Origin of the sequence: Roseovarius sp., from assembly GCF_048262375.1 — a bacterium.
Taxonomy (GTDB): Bacteria; Pseudomonadota; Alphaproteobacteria; order Rhodobacterales; family Rhodobacteraceae; genus Roseovarius.
The window spans coordinates 93,608-116,202 of record NZ_JBLXFE010000006.1 but is presented as its reverse complement, the minus strand read 5'-3'; the positions used below and the strand labels follow the sequence as shown (position 1 = coordinate 116,202).

Annotated in this window: 22 protein-coding genes; 8 read left to right on the top strand and 14 right to left on the bottom strand. The window is 60.3% G+C overall.

The window, feature by feature from the left end:
• Nucleotides 1-3 precede the first annotated feature (3 nt).
• The 3 genes from ACN0SW_RS08850 to ACN0SW_RS08840 are packed head-to-tail and all read right to left on the bottom strand — an operon-like array spanning nucleotide 4 to nucleotide 2,143.
• Nucleotides 4-477 (bottom strand): lysozyme inhibitor LprI family protein, encoded by a 474-nt coding sequence (locus ACN0SW_RS08850; protein ID WP_417727554.1) that lies wholly within the window; start codon nucleotides 475-477, stop codon nucleotides 4-6.
• Nucleotides 474-983, bottom strand: coding sequence for a hypothetical protein (locus tag ACN0SW_RS08845; RefSeq protein ID WP_417727553.1), 510 nt, complete (start codon nucleotides 981-983; stop codon nucleotides 474-476). Before ACN0SW_RS08845 ends, ACN0SW_RS08850 begins: the two co-directional genes overlap by 4 nt.
• Nucleotides 980-2,143, bottom strand: a complete 1,164-nt coding sequence (locus ACN0SW_RS08840) for an isovaleryl-CoA dehydrogenase (RefSeq protein WP_417727552.1) — start codon at nucleotides 2,141-2,143, stop codon at nucleotides 980-982. The genes ACN0SW_RS08845 and ACN0SW_RS08840 overlap by 4 nt, the downstream gene beginning before the upstream one ends.
• Nucleotides 2,144-2,351: 208 nt before the next feature.
• On the opposite strand from ACN0SW_RS08840, the gene ACN0SW_RS08835 reads away from it, so the two are divergent.
• Nucleotides 2,352-3,158 (top strand): helix-turn-helix transcriptional regulator, encoded by an 807-nt coding sequence (locus ACN0SW_RS08835; protein ID WP_417727551.1) that lies wholly within the window; start codon nucleotides 2,352-2,354, stop codon nucleotides 3,156-3,158.
• Between the two features lie 105 nt (nucleotides 3,159-3,263).
• Nucleotides 3,264-4,925 (top strand): ABC transporter substrate-binding protein, encoded by a 1,662-nt coding sequence (locus ACN0SW_RS08830; protein WP_417727550.1) that lies wholly within the window; start codon nucleotides 3,264-3,266, stop codon nucleotides 4,923-4,925.
• Between the two features lie 11 nt (nucleotides 4,926-4,936).
• Here the strand turns inward: ACN0SW_RS08830 and ACN0SW_RS08825 are convergent, their stop codons facing one another.
• Nucleotides 4,937-5,527 carry a lytic transglycosylase domain-containing protein gene (locus tag ACN0SW_RS08825; RefSeq protein ID WP_417727549.1) on the bottom strand — a complete coding sequence of 197 codons (591 nt, stop codon included), beginning with the start codon at nucleotides 5,525-5,527 and terminating at the stop codon, nucleotides 4,937-4,939.
• A gap of 195 nt (nucleotides 5,528-5,722) precedes the next feature.
• Here ACN0SW_RS08825 and ACN0SW_RS08820 point away from each other — a divergent pair, with 195 nt between their 5' ends.
• The 3 genes from ACN0SW_RS08820 to typA all read left to right on the top strand — a co-directional run bounded on the left by ACN0SW_RS08820 (nucleotide 5,723) and on the right by typA (nucleotide 9,121).
• Complete coding sequence (locus ACN0SW_RS08820) at nucleotides 5,723-6,232, top strand: single-stranded DNA-binding protein (protein WP_417727548.1); 510 nt, start codon at nucleotides 5,723-5,725, stop codon at nucleotides 6,230-6,232.
• Nucleotides 6,233-6,283: 51 nt separating this feature from the next.
• Complete coding sequence (locus ACN0SW_RS08815) at nucleotides 6,284-7,216, top strand: GNAT family N-acetyltransferase (RefSeq protein ID WP_417727547.1); 933 nt, start codon at nucleotides 6,284-6,286, stop codon at nucleotides 7,214-7,216.
• Between the two features lie 84 nt (nucleotides 7,217-7,300).
• Nucleotides 7,301-9,121, top strand: coding sequence for a translational GTPase TypA (typA, locus tag ACN0SW_RS08810; RefSeq protein ID WP_417727546.1), 1,821 nt, complete (start codon nucleotides 7,301-7,303; stop codon nucleotides 9,119-9,121).
• A 128-nt stretch (nucleotides 9,122-9,249) separates the two neighbouring features.
• Here the strand turns inward: typA and ACN0SW_RS08805 are convergent, their stop codons facing one another.
• The 4 genes from ACN0SW_RS08805 to recA form a co-directional block, all read right to left on the bottom strand.
• Nucleotides 9,250-9,537, bottom strand: coding sequence for a DUF1330 domain-containing protein (locus tag ACN0SW_RS08805; protein WP_417727545.1), 288 nt, complete (start codon nucleotides 9,535-9,537; stop codon nucleotides 9,250-9,252).
• Between the two features lie 25 nt (nucleotides 9,538-9,562).
• Nucleotides 9,563-9,847, bottom strand: coding sequence for a DUF1330 domain-containing protein (locus tag ACN0SW_RS08800; protein WP_417727544.1), 285 nt, complete (start codon nucleotides 9,845-9,847; stop codon nucleotides 9,563-9,565).
• Nucleotides 9,848-9,856: 9 nt separating this feature from the next.
• On the bottom strand, nucleotides 9,857-12,532 hold the full coding sequence (gene alaS / locus ACN0SW_RS08795; protein WP_417727543.1) for an alanine--tRNA ligase: 2,676 nt from the start codon (nucleotides 12,530-12,532) through the stop codon (nucleotides 9,857-9,859).
• A 129-nt stretch (nucleotides 12,533-12,661) separates the two neighbouring features.
• The gene (recA, locus tag ACN0SW_RS08790) at nucleotides 12,662-13,735 is read right to left on the bottom strand and encodes a recombinase RecA (protein WP_417727542.1); all 1,074 of its coding nucleotides are present in this window, start codon (nucleotides 13,733-13,735) and stop codon (nucleotides 12,662-12,664) included.
• Nucleotides 13,736-13,927: 192 nt separating this feature from the next.
• Between recA and ACN0SW_RS08785 the strand changes: the two genes are divergently transcribed.
• Nucleotides 13,928-14,575 carry a gamma-glutamyl kinase gene (locus ACN0SW_RS08785; protein WP_417727541.1) on the top strand — a complete coding sequence of 216 codons (648 nt, stop codon included), beginning with the start codon at nucleotides 13,928-13,930 and terminating at the stop codon, nucleotides 14,573-14,575.
• Nucleotides 14,576-14,613: 38 nt separating this feature from the next.
• Here ACN0SW_RS08785 and ACN0SW_RS08780 read toward each other — a convergent pair whose 3' ends face one another.
• From ACN0SW_RS08780 to guaB, 3 genes are all read right to left on the bottom strand, one after another.
• A complete protein-coding gene (locus ACN0SW_RS08780; protein WP_417727540.1) occupies nucleotides 14,614-16,932 on the bottom strand; it encodes an ATP-binding protein in 2,319 nt (772 codons plus the stop codon).
• A gap of 82 nt (nucleotides 16,933-17,014) precedes the next feature.
• A complete protein-coding gene (locus ACN0SW_RS08775; RefSeq protein ID WP_417727539.1) occupies nucleotides 17,015-18,169 on the bottom strand; it encodes an RsmB/NOP family class I SAM-dependent RNA methyltransferase in 1,155 nt (384 codons plus the stop codon).
• 39 nt (nucleotides 18,170-18,208) lie between these two features.
• Nucleotides 18,209-19,657, bottom strand: a complete 1,449-nt coding sequence (gene guaB, locus ACN0SW_RS08770; protein ID WP_417727538.1) for an IMP dehydrogenase — start codon at nucleotides 19,655-19,657, stop codon at nucleotides 18,209-18,211.
• 137 nt (nucleotides 19,658-19,794) lie between these two features.
• Between guaB and speB the strand changes: the two genes are divergently transcribed.
• Nucleotides 19,795-20,757, top strand: a complete 963-nt coding sequence (gene speB, locus ACN0SW_RS08765) for an agmatinase (RefSeq protein ID WP_417727537.1) — start codon at nucleotides 19,795-19,797, stop codon at nucleotides 20,755-20,757.
• Here the strand turns inward: speB and yidD are convergent.
• From yidD to rpmH, 3 genes are read right to left on the bottom strand one after another with little or no spacing between them, the layout of a single operon-like run.
• Nucleotides 20,754-20,999, bottom strand: coding sequence for a membrane protein insertion efficiency factor YidD (gene yidD, locus ACN0SW_RS08760; RefSeq protein WP_417727536.1), 246 nt, complete (start codon nucleotides 20,997-20,999; stop codon nucleotides 20,754-20,756). The two genes, speB and yidD, sit on opposite strands and share 4 nt — an antisense overlap.
• Nucleotides 20,996-21,406 (bottom strand): ribonuclease P protein component, encoded by a 411-nt coding sequence (gene rnpA, locus ACN0SW_RS08755; RefSeq protein WP_417727535.1) that lies wholly within the window; start codon nucleotides 21,404-21,406, stop codon nucleotides 20,996-20,998. Before rnpA ends, yidD begins: the two co-directional genes overlap by 4 nt.
• Nucleotides 21,407-21,429: 23 nt before the next feature.
• Nucleotides 21,430-21,564 (bottom strand): 50S ribosomal protein L34, encoded by a 135-nt coding sequence (gene rpmH, locus ACN0SW_RS08750; protein ID WP_008281032.1) that lies wholly within the window; start codon nucleotides 21,562-21,564, stop codon nucleotides 21,430-21,432.
• A gap of 285 nt (nucleotides 21,565-21,849) precedes the next feature.
• Here rpmH and ACN0SW_RS08745 point away from each other — a divergent pair, with 285 nt between their 5' ends.
• Entirely contained in the window at nucleotides 21,850-22,593 is a 744-nt protein-coding gene (locus ACN0SW_RS08745) for a TVP38/TMEM64 family protein (protein ID WP_417727534.1), read from the top strand.
• Nucleotides 22,594-22,595: the final 2 nt, after the last annotated feature.

Here is a 22,595-nt window from a genome sequence, read left to right as displayed (position 1 = left end):
CCTTCAGTCCCCCAGTTGGTTCGATTGCAGATACAGCATCTGACGCGCGGTCTCTTGCAGGTGGCAACTCACGGACGCAGGACCAGCCCCGGTGCCGCCGCCCCATTGCGACGCCTCATAGCTGCATTTCGCATCGCGAAATCCGATCCAGGCCCGCTGCATATCGCGCAGCGCCTCAGCCTGTTTAGGGGCATGGGACTGAAACGCGGCATCCTCAGCGGCAAGTTTCGCATAAAGCTGTTGATACACGATGTTGAGCCAGCCATCCCAATGGGACAACTCGCGGCCTGTGCAGGCCCCCATGCCGACGGTGGTATAGCCGCCGGGCGTGGCGTCCACACACAGGTCTGCGGCCTTGCCCGCACAGGTTTCGCCGCCACCCGCGCGAATGCAGGCCTCGACCGGCGCGATATCAAACACCAACTCCTGCGCTTTCGCAGGAACCGCCAACGCAAGAAAAATAAGTAGGGCTTTCATGCTGAAACGCCCAAAGCAGAGTAAAGCTTTAAAAAGCCTAATCCGATCAAGATGAGATAAATAACGGCCATAAAGTGAGGTAGATAAAACGACACTGCTATACGCTTCTTGAAGGGCTCTTGCCTTCCCAACTCCAATTCCTTCGGTGAAACGTTTTCTATATGCAACTTGCGCAAGACCTCAGCTCGGTTTTCCCAATGCTTCTCCCAAGCCGCCGAGTGGAGGGTCCAGTTGAGATGAATTATGTAGGTCGCAAAAATGGCAATAAGCAAAGCGGACACAAAATAGATGCCCGCAACAGCGGCTTGCGCTCTATCAATCGGAACGTCTTTTGATAGACCAACTATAGCGGGAATAGCCAAAAGACCGCCACCAGCAACCAGAATCGCATTCTTCACGACCAAGATGCCATAGTCGAAAGCTTTATTCTGAGTGTCAGCGACAAGGTTATCATAGTAGGCCTGTTCCTTGTCAAACTCCGCCCTGTAAGTCTCATAATCGCTCACGCCATCGCCCCCATCAATTCGCGACCCACCAGCATGCGTCGGATCTCGGATGTCCCTGCCCCGATTTCCATCAGCTTGGCATCGCGGAAAAGCCGCGCGACGGGCGCATCGTTGAGAAATCCTGCACCGCCCATCGCCTGCACCGCCTGATGTGCCTGAACCATCGCCTGCTCGCTGGCATAAAGACAACAGGCCGCCGCATCCTGCCGGGTCACATCGCCCCGGTCACAGGCCTTGGCCACCTCATAGACATAGGCGCGCGCCGAATTCATCGCCGTATACATATCCGCGATCTTGCCCTGCATGAGCTGGAAAGAACCGATCGCTTGGCCAAATTGCTTGCGCTCGGCCAGATAGGGCATGATCTCATCAAGACAGGCCGCCATGATCCCGGTGCCGATACCGGCCAGCACGACGCGTTCGTAATCAAGACCGGACATGAGCACGCGCACGCCGCGCCCCTCTTCGCCCAGGATATTCTCGAACGGCACTTCCACATCGTCAAAGATCAATTCGGCGGTATTGCTGCCCCGCATCCCCAGTTTGTCGAAATGCGGGCTTGTGCTGAACCCCTTCATGGTTTTCTCGATCAAAAAGGCGGTGATCCCCTTGCTGCCCGCATCGGGATTGGTCTTGGCATAAACCACCAGCGTATCGGCATCCGGCCCGTTGGTGATCCAGTATTTGTTGCCATTCAGCTTGTAATGGTCGTTCCGTTTCTCCGCGCGCAACTTCATCGAAACCACATCACTGCCCGCGCCCGCCTCGGACATGGCCAGCGCCCCAACATGCATGCCCGACACCAGCCCCGGCAGATATTTCGCCTTTTGTTCAGGCGTGCCATTCAGCTTGATCTGATTGACGCAAAGGTTGGAATGCGCGCCATAGCTCAGCGAGACAGAGGCCGAGGCGCGCGCGATCTCTTCGACCGCGATCACATGCGCAAGGTAATTCATACCCGCGCCCCCAAATTCCTCGGGCACGGTGATCCCTAAGAGCCCCAGATCCCCCATTTCACGCCAAAGCGCATTTGGAAACACGTTGCTGCGATCCACCTCTGCCGCAATCGGCTTGACGCGTTCTTGCGCCCACCGATGCACCATCTCGCGCAGCGCATTCACATCCTCGCCCAGATCAAACTGCATGACCGCATTGAACATCGCGCTTCCTCCTCCGAAACGGATTTATTGAACAGTTGTTCATTTTATACACCCAAGGACTTGCATCCGTCAATCGCGACGGCGTGCAAAGCCTGAGCGCCACACCGCTGATCACAGCCCAATTTTCAGAATACCCGCTCTTCCACCGCTGACTTTCGCTATTCAGCGTGCAATGCTTGTCAAAACACAACCTTTTTAGGACCCCCAGATGAAGCATGCCGAGATCAAAACTGTGGTCCAATGGGGCAAAGGCACCGATTGGCGCCTGACCCTTCAGCATAGCTGTGACGATCATGCGCTGATCTGGATCACCCGCGGTCAGGGAATCGCCATCATCGACGGGGTCCGGCGTGGTGTGGGCGTGCACAACGCGCTGGCCATTCCGGCAGGCACGATGTTTTCGCTCGATCTGGGCAAAACCGGATTCGGACAGGTCTGCCTCCTGCCTGCGGGCGGCCCGATCCTGATGCCGGACAGTTTTCAACACTTGCGCATCCGTGATGTCGCGAGCCAGAACGACTTGACAGCAATTCTAGAGGCCATGCAGCGCGAGCAATCCAGCCACCGCGATTTCATGGACGAGGCGTTGAACGCCCAAGCCCGCCTGCTGACAGTTTGGTTGCGCCGGGCCATGATCGCACAGGGCCCCAGCGAACGGCACAGCAGCAGCGCCCGGCTGATGCGGGCCTATGCCGCCCTGATCGCACGCGATTTTGCCAGTGGCCGGGCCATGGCGGTCTATGCCCGCGCGCTCGGGGTGACGCCGACCCACCTCACACGGGTCTGCAAACAAGCGTCTGGCCTGACAGCCGCAGAGCTTTTGACCGAACGCAGCCTCTATGCCGCCCGAGACATGCTTGAGACAGGAACACAGCCCATTGGCCAGATCGCCGCCAGTCTGGGCTTTGGCAGCGCCGCCTATTTCTCTCGCTTCATCCTGCAACACACCAACCAGACACCGTCCGCCCTGCGCGCCACAGCCGCCGCACGCAAACCCACCGTTCCGGTCCTCTGAACGCCGATGTAACGGGACAATGGGTTGCGCTTTGACGTCACGCATTATCTAATGATCTCGACCGTGTTCAAACCCAAAGCACGACACTCTCTGTGAAAGCCTTCGATGCCGCACAAGATGCCCTCCGCTCCGCACGCCTCCACCCTTTGTGATGCCCATGCTCTGCGCGAGGGCCGGATGGACCGACGAGAGTTCCTGAGCCGCGCGACCGCGCTTGGTCTCAGCGCAAGTGCCGCATATGCGCTGGGCGATCTTGCACGACCCGCCTTTGCCCAACCTGCCATCGCTCAGGGCGGCACGCTGCGCATTCAGCAAAATGTCAAACCGCTCACCGATCCGCGCAGTTATGACTGGAGCGAGCTTGGCAATCAGACCCGAGGCTTTCTTGAATACCTCGTCGAGTATCAAGGGGATGGTACATTTTCCGGAATGCTTCTGGACCACTGGGAGGTCAACGAGGACGCCACGAACTACCTCTTGTACCTGCGCGCGGGCGTGCGCTGGAACAACGGCGATGCCTTCACCGCACAAGATGTGGCGCACAATATAGCGCGGTGGTGTGACACTTCTGCTTTGGGCAATTCCATGGCCGGACGCTTTGCCGGGCTGATCGACCCCGACACCGGACAGGCCCGCACCGGGGCGATCACCGTGCGTGACAATCTCACTTTGGTGCTCAACCTGTCGCAACCCGATATCTCGGTGATCGCCAATATGGCGGATTATCCCGCCGCCATGGTGCATCAGAGCTATGAGGGCGGAGATCCGTTTCTGCACGGTATCGGCACCGGCCCGTTTCGCCCCGTCAGCCTCGTTCCGGGCGAGCATTGTATCCTCGAACGCCATCCTGATCACCACTGGTGGGGGACTGAGATTTTTGGCGGGCCGTGGCTCGACCGGGTAGAGTTCATCGACTTTGGCACCAACCCATCGGGCTGGCTGAGCGCGGCTGACCGTGGCGAGATTGATCTTTTATACGAAACCGTTGGCGATTTCGTTGATGCCATGGACGCCATCGGCTGGACGGGCACCCGCACTGAAACCGCGGCGACCACTGTAATCCGCGCCTCGCAAACCGCCCGCATGGTGGGCACCAATCCCTATCTCAACCGCACCATACGCCGGGCAATGGCACTGGCTGTTGACAATGAAATCTGCCTTGAACTGGGCTATGGCGGGCGCGGCACGGTCGCGGCCAATCACCATGTCAGCCCGATTCACCCCGCCTATGCCGACATCGGCCCCGCCCCCTATGATCCCGCCCGCGCCCGCGCGGATATTGAGGCCGCGGGCCTTTTGGGCTTTGAACACGAACTGGTCACTGTCGATGATGAGTGGCAGCGCAACACCGGGGATGCGGTGGCGGCACAGCTGCGCGACGCGGGCCTCAATGTGCGCCGCCGTATTCTTCCGGGGCCCGAGTTCTGGGCAAACTGGCGCGAGTTTCCCTTTTCAGCAACCCAGTGGAACCATCGCCCGCTTGATGTGCAAGTGCTTAGCCTTGCCTATCGCTCGAATGCCGCATGGAACGAAAGCGGGTTTGAAAACGAAGAATTCGACAAGCTGCTGGACGAGGCCAACCGCCTCAATGATCCCGACGGGCGCCGCGCTATCATGGCGCAACTGGAAACCATCCTGCGCGACGAGGGCGTGATCATTCAGCCCTATTGGCGCGCGCTCTACAATCATCACAATGGCACGCTGGTGAATGCCGAAAAACATCCCGCCAATGAAATCCATCTCTACAAGATCGGGTTCAAAGCCTGAGAACAGAACACTCAGCTTCCCAGAATGACCTTTACATAATTTCGGGTTTCGGTGAAGGGCGGTACGCCGCCGTATTTCTGCACCGCGCCCGGTCCCGCATTATAGGCCGCCAAGGCCAACCGCCACGACCCAAAGGTGCGATACTGCTCTGCCAGATAACGCGCGCCGCCCTCCAGGTTATCCTGCGGATCATGCGGATTGACACCCAGAGTCCGGGCCGTGTGCGGCATCAACTGAGCAAGACCAATCGCCCCCTTGTGCGACCGCGCATCAGCCCGCCATCCCGATTCCTGCTGAACCAGCCGCAGGAACAGATCCTCGGGCACCTGATAGCGCCGCGCCGCCTGCTTGGCCATATCAAGATAAGGACCGCGATAGACACCTCGAAAATCTGGCACCAGACCATCCCACATCGTAGGAGTCTTGACCTTCTGCGGCTGAAGACGCACCGAATTGTTGTATTGCTGCCGCGCCCGGGTATCCAGAACACTGGTTTGCGACTTGAAGAGGCTAACCCGGTTTTTGCTCGAGAGAACGTCCGCCTCCGCCATAACAGGCAAAATAAGGCCCAAGGCCACAAGCGCGCTTGCGATCCACTGCATCCCGGTACTGCCCCCATCCATGTCTCTGCAGCTGATTATATGGGGAATTATCGCAGATTTCGAGACCTTCTTTTGACGCTTTCCGTCGCATCGGCAGCTTTCACCGCTTTTATCGACAATTTTAACCTTTCCTTCATGCCGATGCAGTGGTGTAACCGACAAACCCGAACCAAGGCATGATTCAAGGAGGGCGCGATGTCCGGCTCTGTCAACAAGGTAATTCTCATCGGCAATCTGGGCCGCGACCCCGAGGTCCGGACATTTCAGAACGGTGGCAAGGTCTGTAACCTGCGCATCGCCACCTCTGAAACATGGAAAGACCGCAACACCGGCGAACGTCGTGAGCGCACAGAGTGGCACACGGTCGCGATCTTCTCCGAAGGTCTGGTGCGCGTGGCCGAACAATATCTGCGCAAAGGCTCTAAGGTCTATCTCGAAGGCAAACTGCAAACCCGCAAATGGCAGGATCAGTCAGGCCAGGACCGCTATTCCACCGAAATCGTGCTGCAGGGGTTTGACGCCACACTGGTGATGCTGGATGGCCGGAGCGAAGGCAGTTCTGGCGGCGGCGGAAGCTATGGCGGCGGTCAGGATCAGGGCTATGGCGGCGATTACGGTGGCGATTACGGCTCTGCTCCGGCCTCTGCCCCGGCCTCTGGCAGCAGCCGGCCCTCGCGCGATATGGATGACGAAATTCCGTTCTGAAACCGGGCGTCTTAACCTATCGTTCAAGGTCCATGCGCTTAACTGCGACGCATGGACCTTGAACTTACAAACCCTGCCCGACCGCCGGGCCTCGCCCCGCTGCACCAACAACCGGAATATGCCCGTGCTCTCATCGCCATGGGCGTCACCGTGCAGACCCTGCGCGCAATGCAGGCGGATCAAACCCTGGCGCAGGTTCAGGTGGTGCGCCGCCGCCTCGGTCCCCTGACCCTCAACTGGATGCCGCGCGGCCCGATCTGGGCGGCCGACTTGCCCACCCAAACCCGGCATGCAAGTCTCAGCGCTCTGCCCCATGCCCTGCCCGGCGGCCTTTGGCTCGCCAATGCCACAAACGCGGATGAGGGCGCGCGGCTCGCCGCTTTGGGCTACCGCGCGCTTTTCCCCGGTCAAACGCTGGCCGAACTGGATCTCTGCCCACCGCAGGCCACACGCCTTGCCGCTCAGCACGGAAAATGGCGCAACCGCCTGCGCCATGCGCAATCCGCCGGGCTAAAGATCAGCGAACGCGCCTTCGACCCCAACCATCATAACCGCCTCCTTGAACAAGAGAGCACGCAACGCCGCCTGCGCGGCTATCGCGCGTTGCCTCTGGCCTTCACCCTCGCCTATGGCGCCCAAAACCCCGGCGCGGCGCGGGTCTGGTCCGCGCATCACAAGGGCCAAAGCATCGCACATCTGCTGATCCTCACCCATGCGAACACCGCCACCTATCATATCGGCTGGACCGGCCCCGAGGGGCGCCGCCTCTCGGCGCATGCGCTCTTGCTCTGGCATGTCTCGAACGCTCTGGCGGACCGGGACTTCAAACGGATTGATCTCGGCCTTGCTGACTTTCACCGCTCCCCCGGCCTCGCGCGCTTCAAACTGGGCAGCGGTGCATTGGCACAACGCCTCGGCCCGAGTATGATAGCCTGGCCTCGTGCCGCGTATTTGTTCCCAAAGCGACACAAACACGCGGCATGATGCGGCCAATAAGGCGCTTTGCCTCTGGTCATTCCGCGCTGCGGCGTATAGGGCGCAGGCGAACAATATCAGGACACGTCCCCCATGGATCTGCGCAATATCGCCATCATCGCCCACGTTGACCACGGCAAAACCACGCTCGTTGACGAATTGCTGAAACAATCTGGCTCTTTCCGCGCCAATCAGTCCGTCGATGAACGCGCTATGGACAGCAACGATCTGGAGCGCGAGCGCGGCATCACGATTTTCGCGAAACCCACCAGCGTTCTCTACAAGAAGACCCGGATCAACATCGTCGACACCCCCGGTCACGCCGATTTCGGCGGCGAGGTGGAACGCATCCTGTCGATGGTCGATGGCGTCGTCCTGCTTGTCGATGCCGCCGAAGGTCCGATGCCGCAAACGAAATTCGTGACCGCCAAGGCGCTCCGCCTCGGGCTGCGCCCGATTGTCGTGCTCAACAAGGTCGACAAACCCGACGCCGAGCCGGATCGCGCGCTGAACGAATGCTTTGATCTCTTTGCCTCGCTCGATGCCAATGACGATCAGCTTGATTTCCCGCATATGTATGCCTCGGGCCGCTCTGGCTGGGCCGATCACGAGCTTGATGGCCCGCGCAAGGATCTGAGCGCGCTGTTCGATCTGATCGTCAACCATGTGCCCGCACCCAAGCAGCTCGCCCATATCGACGAGGATTTCCGCATGCTGGCCACCACGCTCGGCGCCGACCCGTTTGTCGGTCGCCTGCTGACGGGCCGCGTCGAATCAGGCCGCCTCAAGGTGGGTCAGACCGTGCAAGCCCTCAGCCGCATCGGCCAGAAAATCGAACAGTTCCGCGTCACCCGTATTCAGGCGTTTCGCGGACTGGCCAGCCAAGATATCGAAGAGGCAACCGCCGGTGACATCGTCAGCCTTGCAGGCATGTCCAAAGCGACGGTTGCCGATACGATTTGCGCCCTCGCCGTAGAGGAACCGATTGAGGCACAGCCGATTGATCCGCCCACGATCACCGTGACCTTTGGCATCAATGACAGCCCTCTCGCCGGTCGCGAAGGCAAAAAGGTCCAGAGCCGGGTCATCCGCGAACGCCTGATGAAAGAGGCAGAATCAAATGTCGCGATCAAAGTCACCGACACACCGGGCGGCGATGCCTTTGAAGTGGCCGGGCGCGGCGAATTGCAGATGGGCGTTCTGATCGAAAACATGCGGCGTGAGGGGTTTGAACTCAGCATTTCCCGCCCGCAAGTTCTCATGCGTGAAGGCGAGAAGGGCGAACGCCTCGAGCCCATCGAAGAGGTCACAATTGACGTTGACGATGAATACACCGGCGCCGTGATTGAGAAAATCACCGGGCCCCGGCGCGGCGATCTGGTCGAGATGAAGCCCTCGGGTGCCGGTAAAACCCGCATCATTGCCCATGTGCCCTCGCGTGGTCTGATTGGCTATCACGGCGAATTCCTCACCGATACGCGGGGCACCGGGGTTCTGAACCGCGTGTTCCACAGCTGGGCACCGCATCGCGGCCCGATCCCGGGACGGCGCGCCGGCGTGCTCATCTCGATGGAAAACGGCGAGGCTGTGGCCTATGCGCTGTGGAATCTCGAAGAACGTGGGCGTATGTTCCTTGGTGCACAGGCCAAGGTCTATACGGGCATGATCATCGGCGAACATAGCCGCGACAACGACCTAGAGGTGAACCCCCTCAAGGGTAAAAAGCTGACAAACGTCCGTGCCTCCGGCACCGACGAGGCCGTGCGCCTGACGACACCGATCACCATGAGCCTCGAAGAGGCCATCGCCTATGTCGATGATGACGAACTGGTCGAGGTGACACCGCTCTCGATCCGCCTGCGCAAGCGCTATCTCGACCCGCACGAGCGCAAGCGCATGTCAAAGAAAGATTGATCTTGCATCGCCCCGGCCCTGCGCCGGGGCGTTTTGCAGTCAGCGGCCGATCACGCATCGTTCAACGGGACACAGCCCCGCATGGCCCGCGTCTCTTGTCTGAGGACGCCCGGCCGCGCCCGGCCTGCCTATTCCGTGATCTCGACGATCACCAACTCGCGCTCGGATGCGCCGCGCGCATGATCCAGCGCGGCCTGATATTCGGGACTATGATAACAGCTCTCCGCCGCCTCGACGCTGGGAAACCGCGCCACCACATTGCGCGGTCGCTCCTTGCCCTCTAGCTGCACGAACCGCCCCCCGCGCGCGATGAATGCGCCGCCATGCTTGGCAATCGCAGGGCCAGCAAGCGCCGCATACCGGCCGTAGGCCTCGTTATCGGTCACGGTCACATGGGCAATCCAGAGCGCAGGCATAGGGGAACCTCCTTTTCGTTTTGAATCAGATACCGTCCACCAGGACGATATCGCGGTCACTGCTGTTCAGCGCGATGGGTAAAATCCGGCGGTATGTGTCAGAGCCATACCACTCCAGCGCTGCCGCCCGGTCGGGAAATACGATGATCACATGCCGGTCAGGGCAATTGCCCTCCAACACCTCCTGCGCACCGCCCTTGACCAGAAACCGCCCGCCGAATTTCTCAGCAGTAGCGACGGTCTGGCTGGCATAGGACTGATAATCTTGCGGGTTCGTCACCGTAATCCGGGCAATAATATAGGCGCTCATCCATCCTCCTCAGGCGGTTACGACCCTCTCGATGACAGCCGTGGCCGCCGCAATCGCCGCCTCGGCCCCGTCCATGCTCGTGCCGCCACCCTGCGCCATATCGGGGCGGCCCCCGCCGCCCTTGCCGCCCAGTTCAGCCACCGCCGCGCGCACCATCTCAACCGCTGAAATCTGCCCGGTCAAATCCTCGGTCACGCCCGCCGCTACCGCCACTTTGCCGCCGGTATCCGCAATAAGCAAGACCGCACCAGACCCCAGCCGCGCCTTATGCTCGTCAATGAGCGGCGGCAGATCCTTGCCCTGCACACCCGAGAGAACCTGCGCAATCAGCTTGACGCCACCGACGTCGCGCGCCTCTGCGCCGCCACCCTGCCCGGCACCGCCCGACATTGCCAATTCGCGACGCAATTGCGCCACCTCATTGGCCAGCGCGCGCCGCTCGTCCATCAGCGTCTTAACGCGCTCGGCCACATCCTCAGGCCGGGCTTTCAATTCCAAAGCCACCTGTCCCAGACGTCCTGCCTGTCCGCTCAGATAGTCGAACGCCGCCGCCCCGGTCAGCGCCTCGATCCGCCGCACCCCGGCGCTGGACGCTGAGTCACCCAATGCGACAAAGACACCGATATCGCCGGTGCGCCGGACATGCGTGCCGCCGCAAAGCTCGATCGAATAGGTTTTCCCGTCCGCACCCTTGCCAGAGCCATCTTCGATGCCCATCGACACGACCCGCACCTCGTCACCGTATTTCTCACCAAAGAGCGCCTGCGCGCCGAGCGCCCGCGCATCATCCGGCGCCATAATCCGTGTCTCAACCGGGGCATTCTGGCGGATATAGTCGTTTACCTCGCGCTCGACCTGCGCCAGTTCCGTCGCGCTCAGACCCTTGGTGTGGCTGAAATCGAACCGCAGACGATCATCGGCATTCAACGATCCGCGCTGCGCCACATGCGACCCAAGCGCCTTGCGCAGCGCCTCATGCAGCAAATGCGTCGCAGAATGGTTGGCCCGTATCGCGCTCCGACGGCTGTGATCCACTGCCAGCTGCGCCGCCTGTCCGGCCTTGACCTCACCCTTTTCCACCACGGCACTGTGCAGGAATACCCCCGCTACCTTCTTGGTATCGGTCACACGCACCCGGCCCGTTTCGGTCCGCAGCGTGCCACTATCCCCCACCTGGCCACCTGATTCCGCATAAAACGGCGTCTGGTTCAGCACGATCTGCACCGCGTCGCCCGCGCTGGCCCCGCTCACCTGCGCGCCATCGGCCACCACAGCAATGATCTGCCCCTCGGCGATCTCAGTGTCATAGCCCAGAAAATCGGTCGTGCCTTTTTCCTCGGCAATATCAAACCACACCGCCTGATCCGCCGCCTCGCCGGTACCGGCCCAAGCCGCCCGCGCCTTGGCCTTTTGCTCGGCCATAGCCGCGTCAAAGCCCGCGGTATCAACCTCGCGCCCCTTCTCACGCAGCGCGTCCTGCGTCAAATCCAGCGGAAACCCATAGGTGTCATAGAGCTTGAACGCCGTCGCCCCCGGCAGTGCCGCGCCCTCGTCAAGCCCGTCCAACTCGTCATCAAGCAGGCGCAATCCCCGCTCCAACGTCTGTTTGAACCGGGTCTCTTCCAGCCGCAGCGTTTCTTCGATCATCGCCTGCGCCCGGCCCAATTCCGGGAATGCCTGCCCCATCTGCGCCACCAGCGCCGGCACCAGCCGATGCATCACCGGGTCCTTGGCACCCAGCATATGGGCATGCCGCATCGCGCGCCGCATGATCCGTCGCAGCACATACCCCCGCCCCTCGTTGGACGGCATCACCCCATCGGCCATCAAAAACGAGGTCGAGCGCAAGTGATCCGCAATCACCCGGTGGTGCACCTTGCCGGGGCCATCCGGGTCTTGGCTCGTGGCATGTGCGCTCGCCTCGATCAGGCTGCGCATCAAATCGGTGTCGTAATTATCGTGCTTGCCCTGCAACAGCGCGCCGATCCGTTCCAACCCCATGCCGGTGTCGATCGACTGCATGTCGAGCGCCCGCATCGTGCCGTCCTCGAACCGCTCGTTCTGCATGAAAACAAGGTTCCAGATTTCGATGAACCGGTCGCCATCCTCCTCGGCGCTGCCCGGAGGACCGCCCCAGATGCTGTCCCCGTGGTCATAAAAAATCTCGGTGCAGGGACCGCACGGGCCGGTTGCCCCCATCGACCAGAAATTGTCATCGCTGGCGATGCGGATAATTCGGTCATCACTCAGCCCCGCGTATTTCTTCCAGATCGCCGCCGCTTCATCATCGGTATGATAGACCGTGACCAATAGCTTTGACTTGTCGATCCCGAAATCCTTGGTCAGCAGGTCCCAGGCATAGGGGATCGCCTGTTCCTTGAAATAATCGCCAAAGCTGAAATTACCCAGCATCTCAAAGAAAGTATGATGCCGTGCCGTATAACCGACATTGTCCAGATCGTTGTGCTTGCCACCTGCGCGCACACATTTCTGGCTGGTCGTGGCGCGCACGTAATCGCGATGTTCAACCCCGGTGAAACAGTTTTTAAACTGCACCATGCCGGAATTGGTGAACATCAGCGTCGGATCATTGCGCGGCACAAGCGGAGAGCTGTCGACAACGCGGTGATCGTTGCGCTCGAAAAAGCTTAAAAAGGTCGAACGGATTTCATTCAGCGTGGGCATGGGCATCTCTTTCCGGGGCGTATGTTTGGCCTGCGTCCTGCTGATTTAACGGTGCCGCCGGAGCATGTCCACCGCAAGAAAAAGGCCCGGTGCAATGCCCGGGCCTCAGGATGGTCCTGCAAGAGCCGATCAGGCCTCCATGACATCCTCGTCACCCGATCCCTCGGACATATGGAAATCCAAACCATGCGAGGCGCGAATCTTATCCTCAATCTCAAGCGCGACGGCCGAATTTTCGCGAAGATAGGTCTTGGCATTCTCACGCCCCTGCCCAATCCGCTCATCACCATAGCTGTACCAACTGCCGGATTTTTCAACGATTCCGGCTTTTACCCCCATGTCGATCAGCTCACCCGTCTTGCTGATCCCTTCTCCATACATGATGTCAAACTCAACCTGCTTGAAAGGCGGTGCCACCTTGTTTTTAACAACCTTGACACGGGTCGCATTCCCCACAATCTCTTCGCGATCCTTGATCGCCCCAATGCGGCGGATGTCCAAGCGGACAGAGCTGTAGAATTTCAAGGCATTGCCACCCGTCGTGGTCTCCGGGCTGCCAAACATCACGCCGATTTTCATGCGGATCTGATTGATAAAGATCACGGTGCAATTTGTCCGGCTGATCGATCCGGTCAATTTGCGCATCGCTTGGCTCATCAGTCGGGCATGCACACCGACGCTGCTGTCGCCCATTTCGCCTTCCAGTTCGGATTTCGGGGTAAGGGCCGCCACCGAGTCGACAACAATCATGCTGACTGCCCCCGAACGTACCAATGTGTCCACGATTTCCAGGCCTTGCTCGCCTGTGTCCGGCTGTGAGATCAGCAATTCATCCAGATCGACCCCCAGCTTGCGGGCATAGATCGGGTCCAAGGCATGTTCCGCATCGACAAAGGCGCACACGCCGCCCTTCTTTTGCTCTTCAGCCACGCAATGCAAGGTAAGGGTGGTCTTGCCCGAGCTTTCAGGTCCGTAAATCTCTACGATCCGGCCCTTCGGGATGCCCCCAATGCCAAGCGCGATATCCAAGCCAAGCGAGCCCGTTGAGGTCGCCTCGATGTCTTTCATCGCGTTGTTGCCGCCCATCTTCATGATAGAGCCTTTGCCGAACTGCCGTTCGATCTGCGCCAGCGCGCTGTCGAGCGCCTTTTGCTTGTCTGCGTTCCGCTTGTTATCCATTGAGAGAAGATCTGCCGTTGCCATTTGTCCGGTCCCTTATTCCACACCCTGTCTCGGGCGGCAATGATTGCCTGTGTTCACCTCTTGTTCCCATCAGGTATGAGGACAAAGCGGGAACATTTCAAGAAAATTCTGATGCCCCCACTTTCCAGTACAGCTATTAACAAGTAGTTTACGAACATAAGATCGGTCAAAACCTTCATCAAAGAGGCGCAAATGCTGGTGTTTTCCAAGGCTCGGCTTGTGCTCTTATCGGTGCCAAAGACCGGCAGCACCGCCTATGAGGCAGCACTTGCCCCGCACGCCGCGATTGCCGTCTCGGCCCCGCCAGAGCTCAAACATGCGCCGGTATTCCGCTACAATCGATTCTTTCGACCGATGATTGAGCGCTTTTTCGAGGGGACATTCGATGTGGCCGCCGTCATGCGCGAGCCGGTCGATTGGTTGGGCAGTTGGTATCGATACCGTCAGCGACCTGAAATGACCGGCCATGCCAACAGCACGCAAAATCTCAGCTTTGATGATTTCGTGACCGCCTATTGCACCGGCGAACCACCGGATTGCGCGCGGGTCGGCAGCCAGGCCAAGTTTCTGGAGCCGCAGCGCAACGGGGCCCGTGTCACCCATCTGTTCCGCTACGAGGACCAGCCCGGCTTGCGCGCGTTTCTGGAGACCCGCCTCGGCACCCGCGTGGCTCCGGAAACGCTCAATCGCTCTCCCGCGATGGCCCTCGCACTCTCGCCAAAGATCGAGGCACGACTGCGCCGCAAATTCGCTGCGGATTTCACACTTTGGTCAGGAATCGGCGCGCAAGGCCAGTACATCCCTCTGCCCGCCAAACCGAAACCCGAACCTGCAGACTGACAGAGCCCATCAATCGCACAGACCACAGATCGACGCCGTCAGACCAGCATCATTTGCCGTTGCACGACTTCCGTAAGCTCGTTCAACGAAAACGGCTTTGGCAGAAAAACCGAATTGGGAATGCGCGCTTGTGCATCGCCAAAAGTTTCTTCGGCATAGCCGGACATGAACACGACCCGTGCTGCAGGTCTTATGGCCAATGCGCGGCGCACCCAGCCGGGGCCATCAATCCCGGGCATGACCACATCGGTCACAAATACATCCACATGCAAGTCGACATCGGCGAGGATCTCAAGTGCGTCTTCTGCCGACTCAGCTTCCAGCACGGTGAATCCGCGCAACTGCAACGCCCGGCTGGCAAAGGCTCGGACAGGGGCCTCATCCTCAACCAACAAAACCACCCCGCTGCCCCGCGCCTCAGATACGACCTGTTGCGGGATTTGCGGGACGATCCTGTCCTCACCAAAATGCGCCGGAAACAACAACTGAAAGCAGGTGCCCTCCCCCAACTCACTGTCAGCAAAAATAAATCCACCCGTCTGCTTTACGATACCATACGCCGTCGATAACCCAAGCCCGGTGCCCTCTCCGGTGCGCTTGGTCGTAAAGAACGGCTCAAACACCTTATGCAATTTGTCAGGGGCAATCCCTGCCCCCCCGTCAATCACCTGCACCGAAACATAGCGCCCGGGCTGAACCACCGCACGGTCCCGGCTCAAGGGCTCGGTCAGTGTCAGATTTTGCGTGACGATCCGAATATCGCCGCCCTTTGGCATAGCATCTCGGGAATTCACCACCAGATTCATCAAAACCTGCTCCAACTGCCGTTTATCGGCCCGAATGGCCGCCAAGGTCGGATCATGGCTGAGCGAAAGTGAGACCTTCTCGCCGACCAGCCGATTGAGCAAATGCGTGAGATCCGACAAGATGTCGCGCAGATCGAGCACCTGCGGGCGGAGCGTTTGTTTGCGTGAATAGGCCAACAACTGGCTGACCAGCGCCGCCGCGCGATTGGCATTCTGATTGATCTGCATGAGATCGCTGTAATCGGAATCTCCTTGATCATGGCGCAGCAGCAGCAAATCACAATGTCCGGAAATCGCCGTCAGCAGATTATTGAAGTCATGCGCGATACCACCGGCCAGCTGGCCAATCGCCTGCATCTTCTGACTCTGGACAAACTGCGCTTCGAGCGATTTCAGTTCGGTCGCATCATTCAGCACCGCGATTAACACGACTGTATCCGCGTCCATGGCGCGGTTCAGCGTCACTTGCACGAACATCTCCCGATCTTCGCGCCGCACGCGCAAAAACTCTGAATGCAGCGTGCCGCGCCCGGCAGCCGCATCGCCGAGCCAATCCGTGATCGACCGCCCCAGCCCTTCCAGCGTGTCCCCAAGGCCAAGCCCGGCAATGCCCTCGACCCCGAGCAGGTCTCGCGCAGGCCGGTTCGACAACTCGATTGCGCCATTTGCCGCCAGTTTCAGCAAGGGAACCGGCAGATCGTCGAAAAACGCCCAACCATCCGGGGGCCATTCCCCCCCCTGCACCCCGGGCAACAAAAATACCTCGCGCCGTCCCGCCGCGCCCACGCGCTCGACCACCAGACAGGCCACCGGCCCGTCAGAGGTGACGATATCGTTGATCTGCCCGAACCGGATTGGCGGTGTCACGCAAAGCCGATCGAGTGAGCGCACACGCTCGCCCACCAGATCCCGCGCACCCGGGTTCATGAAGAGCACAGCATCCTTGCGCCCCACGGTCAGCATTGGCAGGGAGTGCGCCTCGGCCTCGCGAGGCGCGTGATCTGCGGATTTCTCGATCCGCCAGAGGAAATGCGCAGCACCGCTGCGATGCACGCTGATCCGCACATGCCCCGCCCGCGTCACCAGATCCTCGACCGCCGCCCCCTTGGCCAAGGCCCGCGTTTCCATCCGAAACAAAATAGCCCCGGGATTGGCCAATACCTGTCGCAGGGCCCCGGCCAGACTCGTCGCGCGATCCGCCTCCAGCACCCGTCGTGCCGCAGCATTCCCATAGATCAACCTTCCCTCGACCTCGGCCAGAACCAAAGGCACCGGATCCGCCTCGAGCATCTGCGCCGCGTGGTCCGACAATTCCTGCCGCGCGCCAAACGCACGCCGATTGATCACAACAACCCAGAGTGCCACAAGGCCCAAGGTCGCCCCCACCAACATCAAGAGCCACTGCGCCTGCCCCCGCGGGACAAAGAGCGAAGACACCCCGAACAATGCGGCCGCCACCCCCAGAACACCTGCACGCGGCCCAAGCCGCAGAGCCGCTTGATGAAATTGGCCACCCGAATAGGGGATAAACGCCACGCCGTGCCCTCGCATAACAATTCTTCCACATCTTTATGATGCGAAAGCCTTAAGCGAGACTTAACGACGGAGCCAATTTCCCGTCAAGGTTGCCAGATTACCTGGAAACCCTCGTGAGTTGCGCAAGGAAAAACCCATCGCCCTCATCAGAAATTGGCCAATGCCGCATTTCGATCAGACGCCAGTCTGAAAATTCACTCAAAAAACGATCTATAACACATTGATTTTCTTCATTTAGTACAGAGCATGTTGCATAGGCCAGTTTCCCTCCGGGTGCCACCAGCGCGGCCGCTTCGGACAGGATGTGCACTTGCACTTCGGTCAACTCTGCCAATCGGCCCGGCGTCAGTGCCCATTTTGCCTCTGGCGAGCGACGCCATGTGCCGCTACCGGAACAGGGCGCATCGCACAGCACGAGGTCAAACCGGCCTTCGGGACGCTCCATCGTTTGCACATCGACACCCGCACGTGCCGCGCGCACCGGCAGGTCTCGCATCCGCGCAGGTGCCACATCATGCGCAAAAAACTTGCCGTGCATCCGCGCCGCCAGCGCCAGAACCTTGCCGCCTCCACCCGCGCAATAATCCAGCACGCGGGCGCCTTGCGGTGCAACGATAGCCTCCATTGCCGCCTGACTGCTGCCATCCTGAAGCTCGATCCAGCCCTCTGCAAAGCTCAAGGATCCAGAAACCTTTCTTTCACCCTCAATAACTTGCAGGGCACTTTGGGCAATATCAACCGGTTGTGCCACGATGCCCTCATCCGCCAGCCGCGCAATGGCATCGTTTCGCGTGGCGCGCCGCAGATTGACCCGGAGCATAATCGGTGCCCGGGCACGCAACGCTTGTGCCGCGGCCTCTGCCGCGTCCCCAAGTGACGCCACAAAGCGCGCCCAGAGCCAATCCGGCAGATCCCGCACCGCTGCCGCGTCTGGCACAAAGGCCCCCCGCTCTGCTTCGGTCAAAATCTCTGGCGCATGGCCGTCCCCGGTAAAAAACGCCTCCGGATCCAGCCCTTGCTCTCGCAGCGCGCCGATCATCAGCGCCCGACCACTCTCGCCGCCACCGCGCGCAGCGCAGGACCGCCAGCAGCGCAGTACGCTAAATACGTGATCCCGAAGCGCGGCGCGATCCTTGGATCCGGCATAGCGCGCACCTCGCGCCCAATTGGTCAGCGCTTTTTCCGCAGGCATACCCGACCGGATCTTGTCCAGCACCTCAATCGCTGCGGCAACACGCGCGCCCGGCGTCACGCGATCACCTCAAGAGCGCCATACAACCCCATGATGTCTTTACCCAATCCTGTAATTGGGGCTCTCGCGGGTGATCTGCACGTCGTGCACATGGCTTTCCTTCAGGCCAGCCCCGGTGATGCGCACGAATGTGCAATTGCGACGCATCTCTTCGACCGTAGCACACCCGGTATAGCCCATTGCGGCGCGCAATCCTCCGACCAACTGATGGATCACACTGCCCGCCGCCCCTTTGTAAGGCACCTGTCCCTCGACGCCCTCGGGCACAAGCTTGTCGCTCGCCGCGTCTTTCTGGAAATACCGATCGGCAGAACCGCGCGCCATCGCACCAAGACTGCCCATGCCACGATACGCCTTGAACGACCGGCCCTGATAGAGGATCACCTCACCGGGGCTCTCATCGGTGCCTGCCAGCATGCTGCCGACCATGGCACAGGATGCTCCCGCCGCAATCGCCTTGGCGAAATCGCCCGAAAACTTTATCCCGCCATCGGCGATCACCGGCACGTCGCCTGCGGCCTGTGCACAGTCCATGACCGCCGTCAGCTGTGGCACACCGACACCTGCCACCATCCGCGTGGTGCAGATGCTGCCCGGCCCGATTCCCACCTTGATTGCATCGGCCCCGGCCCCGATCAGCGCGCGCGTGGCCTCACCGGTGGCGACATTACCGGCCACGACCTGCACCGAATTGGACAGCGCCTTGATCCGCTCGACCGCCCGCGCCACCCCCTCGGAATGGCCATGCGCCGTGTCGATCACCACCATATCGACGCCCGCGTCAATCAACGCCTGAGAGCGCTCGAAACCAGCATCGCCGACGGTCGAGGCCGCCGCCACCCGCAGGCGTCCCAACGCGTCCTTGCAGGCCGTCGGGTTCAGAACTGCCTGTTCGGTGTCGCGCAGCGTCAAGAGACCGGTCAGCTTGCCCGTCTTATCCGTAACCAACAGCTTTTCGATCCGCCGGGCCTTCATCAGGCTCTTGGCCTCGTCGCGATCGGCCGGTTCCTGCAGAATTGCCAGATCGTCACTGGTCATCATCACGCGCACCGGCGTGCGATCATCCTCGGCAAAGCGCATGTCACGGTTGGTGACGATGCCCACCACGCGGCCCGTTTCATCCACCACCGGAAAGCCGGTGACGTTATAGCGCTCCTGCAAGGCCTTGGCATCGGCCAATGTCTGATCGGGGCTGAGCGTGATCGGATTGTAGACGATCCCGCTCTCAAAGCGTTTCACCCGGCGCACTTCGCGGGCCTGCTCTTCGACGGTCAGATTGCGGTGGATCACCCCCATGCCGCCCGATTGCGCCATGGAAATCGCCATGCGCGCCTCGGTCACAGTGTCCATGGCAGAACTCAGCAGCGGAATGTTCAGCAGAATCGACTGCGTTACCCGGGTGCGTGTGTCAGCGGTGTTCGGCAACACATTGGATGCCGCTGGCACCAGCAGAACATCATCAAAGGTGAGGGCCTCGCGAATCTCCATTATGGTTCTCCATGGATATCTCGTTTGGCGCTTCCCTATTTCATGGATCAGCCCCGACGAAAAGGCCGATTCGTGCCTTGCCGACCGCGACATTTCCAGCCACCGTCGCACAACCTTATCAAACAGCGGGGGATCGCATGGCCGATCATGGGTATGAAAGCGGCAGGCTCGACCTGCCATTTGTCGGAATTTGCACCTTTGGCAAGCGCCCCTATGTCAGCGATTGGGGCGCGATCGACGCCGATGTGGCGATCCTTGGCGCGCCATTCGATTTCGGCACCCAGTGGCGGCCCGGCGCGCGGTTTGGCCCCCGCGGCGTGCGCGAGGCCTCGACTCTGTTCAGCTTTGGCCATGCCGGGGCCTATGACCATGAGGAAGACACACTCTACCTGCCCGGCGATGTGCGCATCGTCGATATTGGCGACGCCGATATCGTGCATACGGACACGTTGAAAAGCCATGCCAATATTGAGTCCGGCGTGCGCGCTATCCTCAGGGCTGGTGCCCTGCCCGTCACCATTGGCGGCGACCATTCAATCAATATTCCCTGCATCAACGCCTTTGATGATCAGGGCGATATCCATGTCCTGCAAATCGACGCCCATCTTGATTTCGTCGATGAACGCCACGGCGTGCGTTTTGGCCATGGCAACCCGATGCGCCGCGCCGCCGAAAAGCCCTATGTCACCGGCCTGACACAGCTTGGCATCCGCAACGTCAGCTCAACCGCAAAAGAAGGGTATGACGATGCCCGCGCGCGCGGCTCTGACATCCTGTCGGTGCGTCAGGTGCGCAACCTCGGCCCCGAGGCCACCGCCGCCCGCATTCCAAAGGGCGCGCGGGTCTATATCACCATCGACATTGACGCCTTTTGCCCCTCGATCGCACCGGGCACCGGCACACCGAGCCATGGCGGGTTTCTCTATTATGACGTGCTCGAAATCCTGCAAGAGGTTGCCAATCAGCACGAAATCGTCGGCATCGACCTTGTCGAGGTGGCTCCGGATTACGATCCCACCGGATCAACCACCACTCTGGCGGCGCAGGTTCTGTTGAATTTGCTGGGGTTCATCTTTCACGCCCGGCGCACGCGGGCTTAGGTATCGCTGCGGTCACGCTTTGGCTCTGGCACCGGATCGTGACCGCACGACCCCCATGGGTTACAGCGTCCGATCCGCCTGGCCGCCATCCAGCCGCCGCGCAGCCCGCCGTGCTTTTCAAGCGCCTCAAGGGCGTATTGGCTACAGGTCGGATAATAGCGGCAATGATACCCAACCCAAGGCGACAGGATCAGCCGATAGGCCCGAACGGGTAGCGACAACAGGCGCGCCAGCGGGGTCATGACGCCGGATGCAGCTTCTTGAGCGCATAGACAAGATCACCCTTGAGCGCTTCAAAGGGCCGCTCTGCCGTGACATCCGCGCGTCCGATCAGAACATAATCCCAGCCCTTTTGCCCACATTTAGACAAAACTTCATGTGCTGCGGCACGCAGGCGGCGTTTGGCGCGGTTGCGTGCCACGGCATTGCCAACCTTCTTGGAACAGGTGAACCCCACCCGCACCATGCCATCGCCATCACGCCGGTCGCGCGCCTGTACCATCATCGAACTGGTGCCTTGCCTGCGCGCCCGCGCGGCGGCCAGAAAATCAGACCGCTTGCGTAAAACACCCATCTTGACACCCGGACACGACGAAACCGCCGGTGGCACGATCCCCGCATCGCTGCTGGGGGCCTCCGGCGGTTTCATTGTCGTCACTTAATCGCGTGCGTTTAGGCGCAGAGCGATTTGCGGCCACGAGCGCGACGCGCATTCAGGATCTTGCGACCGGCCTTGGTGGCCATACGCGCACGAAACCCGTGGCGGTGCTTACGAACGAGGTTCGAGGGTTGAAAGGTGCGTTTCATCGCTCCGTCTCCGACTTTATTTGGCCACGCGTCTGAGGAATCGCGCAACGATCATTTATATCCGAAGCCCGGTCTATAGAGCCCCCAATTTCATGTGTCAAACCCCAGCCCCGGCTTTTGCAACAAAAACATGCGGCAGGTGGTGCGGAGTGTTACAACTTCCTGATAGCATGCCGCTGACGTCGCGCAAACCCATCACCCGTGATCACCCCATCGTGAGGCCTCTGGCGAAACCGCGCCGGGACGTGCAACTAGGGATCAGCCGTCCTGAAACAGAGTGAGACCATGGATCAAAGCCCCCCTGATACGCAACCGGCCAAATCCGCCTCATGGGCGCGTCATGCGCCATTGGCCATCATCCTGATTGTGGCGGTGGTGGGATTTGTCACCTTGCGTGATTTCCTGACCTTTGACACGCTCCGCGACAACCGCGAGGCGCTGATTGGCTACCGGGATGCACATTTCGGGCTAATGGCGCTGGCCTTTATCGCGGTCTATTTCGTCATTGTGGCCTTTTCCCTGCCCGGTGCTGCGGTGGCCTCGGTCACGGGCGGCTTTCTCTTCGGGCTGGTGCTTGGCACCGGGCTCAATGTCACCGCTGCCTCACTCGGCGCCTGCGCCATCTTTCTTGCGGCGCGCCTGGGTCTGGGCCGGACCTTGGCAGCCAAGATCGAAACCTCCGACGGCAGCCTGAAACGTCTGAAAAAGGGGCTGCATGAAAATGAAATCAGCGTGCTTTTCCTCATGCGCCTCGTGCCTGCGGTGCCGTTCTTTGTGGCCAATCTGCTGCCAGCCCTCGTCGGTGTGCGGTTTTTCAACTTTGCCTTCACCACGGTTCTGGGCATCATCCCCGGCGCCATCGTCTTTACCTGGATTGGCGTGGGCTTGGGCGAAGTGTTCGACCGAGGCCAGAACCCCGACCTTTCCCTGTTATGGGAACCACAGATCATCGGGCCAATTATCGGGCTTTGCGCTCTCGCGCTCCTGCCAATGATCCTCAAGGCCATTCGCGGCAAAAAGGAAATTTGAAC

What these genes read in the sequence shown, in the direction of transcription:
- ACN0SW_RS08850 (WP_417727554.1), bottom strand. Translation starts at nt 477, where the DNA reads ATGAAAGCCCTACTTATTTTTCTTGCGTTGGCGGTTCCTGCGAAAGCG.
- ACN0SW_RS08840 (WP_417727552.1), bottom strand. Translation starts at nt 2,143, where the DNA reads ATGTTCAATGCGGTCATGCAGTTTGATCTGGGCGAGGATGTGAATGCG.
- ACN0SW_RS08835 (WP_417727551.1), top strand. Translation starts at nt 2,352, where the DNA reads ATGAAGCATGCCGAGATCAAAACTGTGGTCCAATGGGGCAAAGGCACC.
- ACN0SW_RS08830 (WP_417727550.1), top strand. Translation starts at nt 3,264, where the DNA reads ATGCCGCACAAGATGCCCTCCGCTCCGCACGCCTCCACCCTTTGTGAT.
- ACN0SW_RS08825 (WP_417727549.1), bottom strand. Translation starts at nt 5,527, where the DNA reads ATGCAGTGGATCGCAAGCGCGCTTGTGGCCTTGGGCCTTATTTTGCCT.
- ACN0SW_RS08820 (WP_417727548.1), top strand. Translation starts at nt 5,723, where the DNA reads ATGTCCGGCTCTGTCAACAAGGTAATTCTCATCGGCAATCTGGGCCGC.
- ACN0SW_RS08815 (WP_417727547.1), top strand. Translation starts at nt 6,284, where the DNA reads ATGGACCTTGAACTTACAAACCCTGCCCGACCGCCGGGCCTCGCCCCG.
- typA (WP_417727546.1), top strand. Translation starts at nt 7,301, where the DNA reads ATGGATCTGCGCAATATCGCCATCATCGCCCACGTTGACCACGGCAAA.
- ACN0SW_RS08805 (WP_417727545.1), bottom strand. Translation starts at nt 9,537, where the DNA reads ATGCCTGCGCTCTGGATTGCCCATGTGACCGTGACCGATAACGAGGCC.
- ACN0SW_RS08800 (WP_417727544.1), bottom strand. Translation starts at nt 9,847, where the DNA reads ATGAGCGCCTATATTATTGCCCGGATTACGGTGACGAACCCGCAAGAT.
- alaS (WP_417727543.1), bottom strand. Translation starts at nt 12,532, where the DNA reads ATGCCCACGCTGAATGAAATCCGTTCGACCTTTTTAAGCTTTTTCGAG.
- recA (WP_417727542.1), bottom strand. Translation starts at nt 13,735, where the DNA reads ATGGCAACGGCAGATCTTCTCTCAATGGATAACAAGCGGAACGCAGAC.
- ACN0SW_RS08785 (WP_417727541.1), top strand. Translation starts at nt 13,928, where the DNA reads ATGCTGGTGTTTTCCAAGGCTCGGCTTGTGCTCTTATCGGTGCCAAAG.
- ACN0SW_RS08780 (WP_417727540.1), bottom strand. Translation starts at nt 16,932, where the DNA reads ATGCGAGGGCACGGCGTGGCGTTTATCCCCTATTCGGGTGGCCAATTT.
- guaB (WP_417727538.1), bottom strand. Translation starts at nt 19,657, where the DNA reads ATGGAGATTCGCGAGGCCCTCACCTTTGATGATGTTCTGCTGGTGCCA.
- speB (WP_417727537.1), top strand. Translation starts at nt 19,795, where the DNA reads ATGGCCGATCATGGGTATGAAAGCGGCAGGCTCGACCTGCCATTTGTC.
- yidD (WP_417727536.1), bottom strand. Translation starts at nt 20,999, where the DNA reads ATGACCCCGCTGGCGCGCCTGTTGTCGCTACCCGTTCGGGCCTATCGG.
- rnpA (WP_417727535.1), bottom strand. Translation starts at nt 21,406, where the DNA reads ATGAAACCGCCGGAGGCCCCCAGCAGCGATGCGGGGATCGTGCCACCG.
- rpmH (WP_008281032.1), bottom strand. Translation starts at nt 21,564, where the DNA reads ATGAAACGCACCTTTCAACCCTCGAACCTCGTTCGTAAGCACCGCCAC.
- ACN0SW_RS08745 (WP_417727534.1), top strand. Translation starts at nt 21,850, where the DNA reads ATGGATCAAAGCCCCCCTGATACGCAACCGGCCAAATCCGCCTCATGG.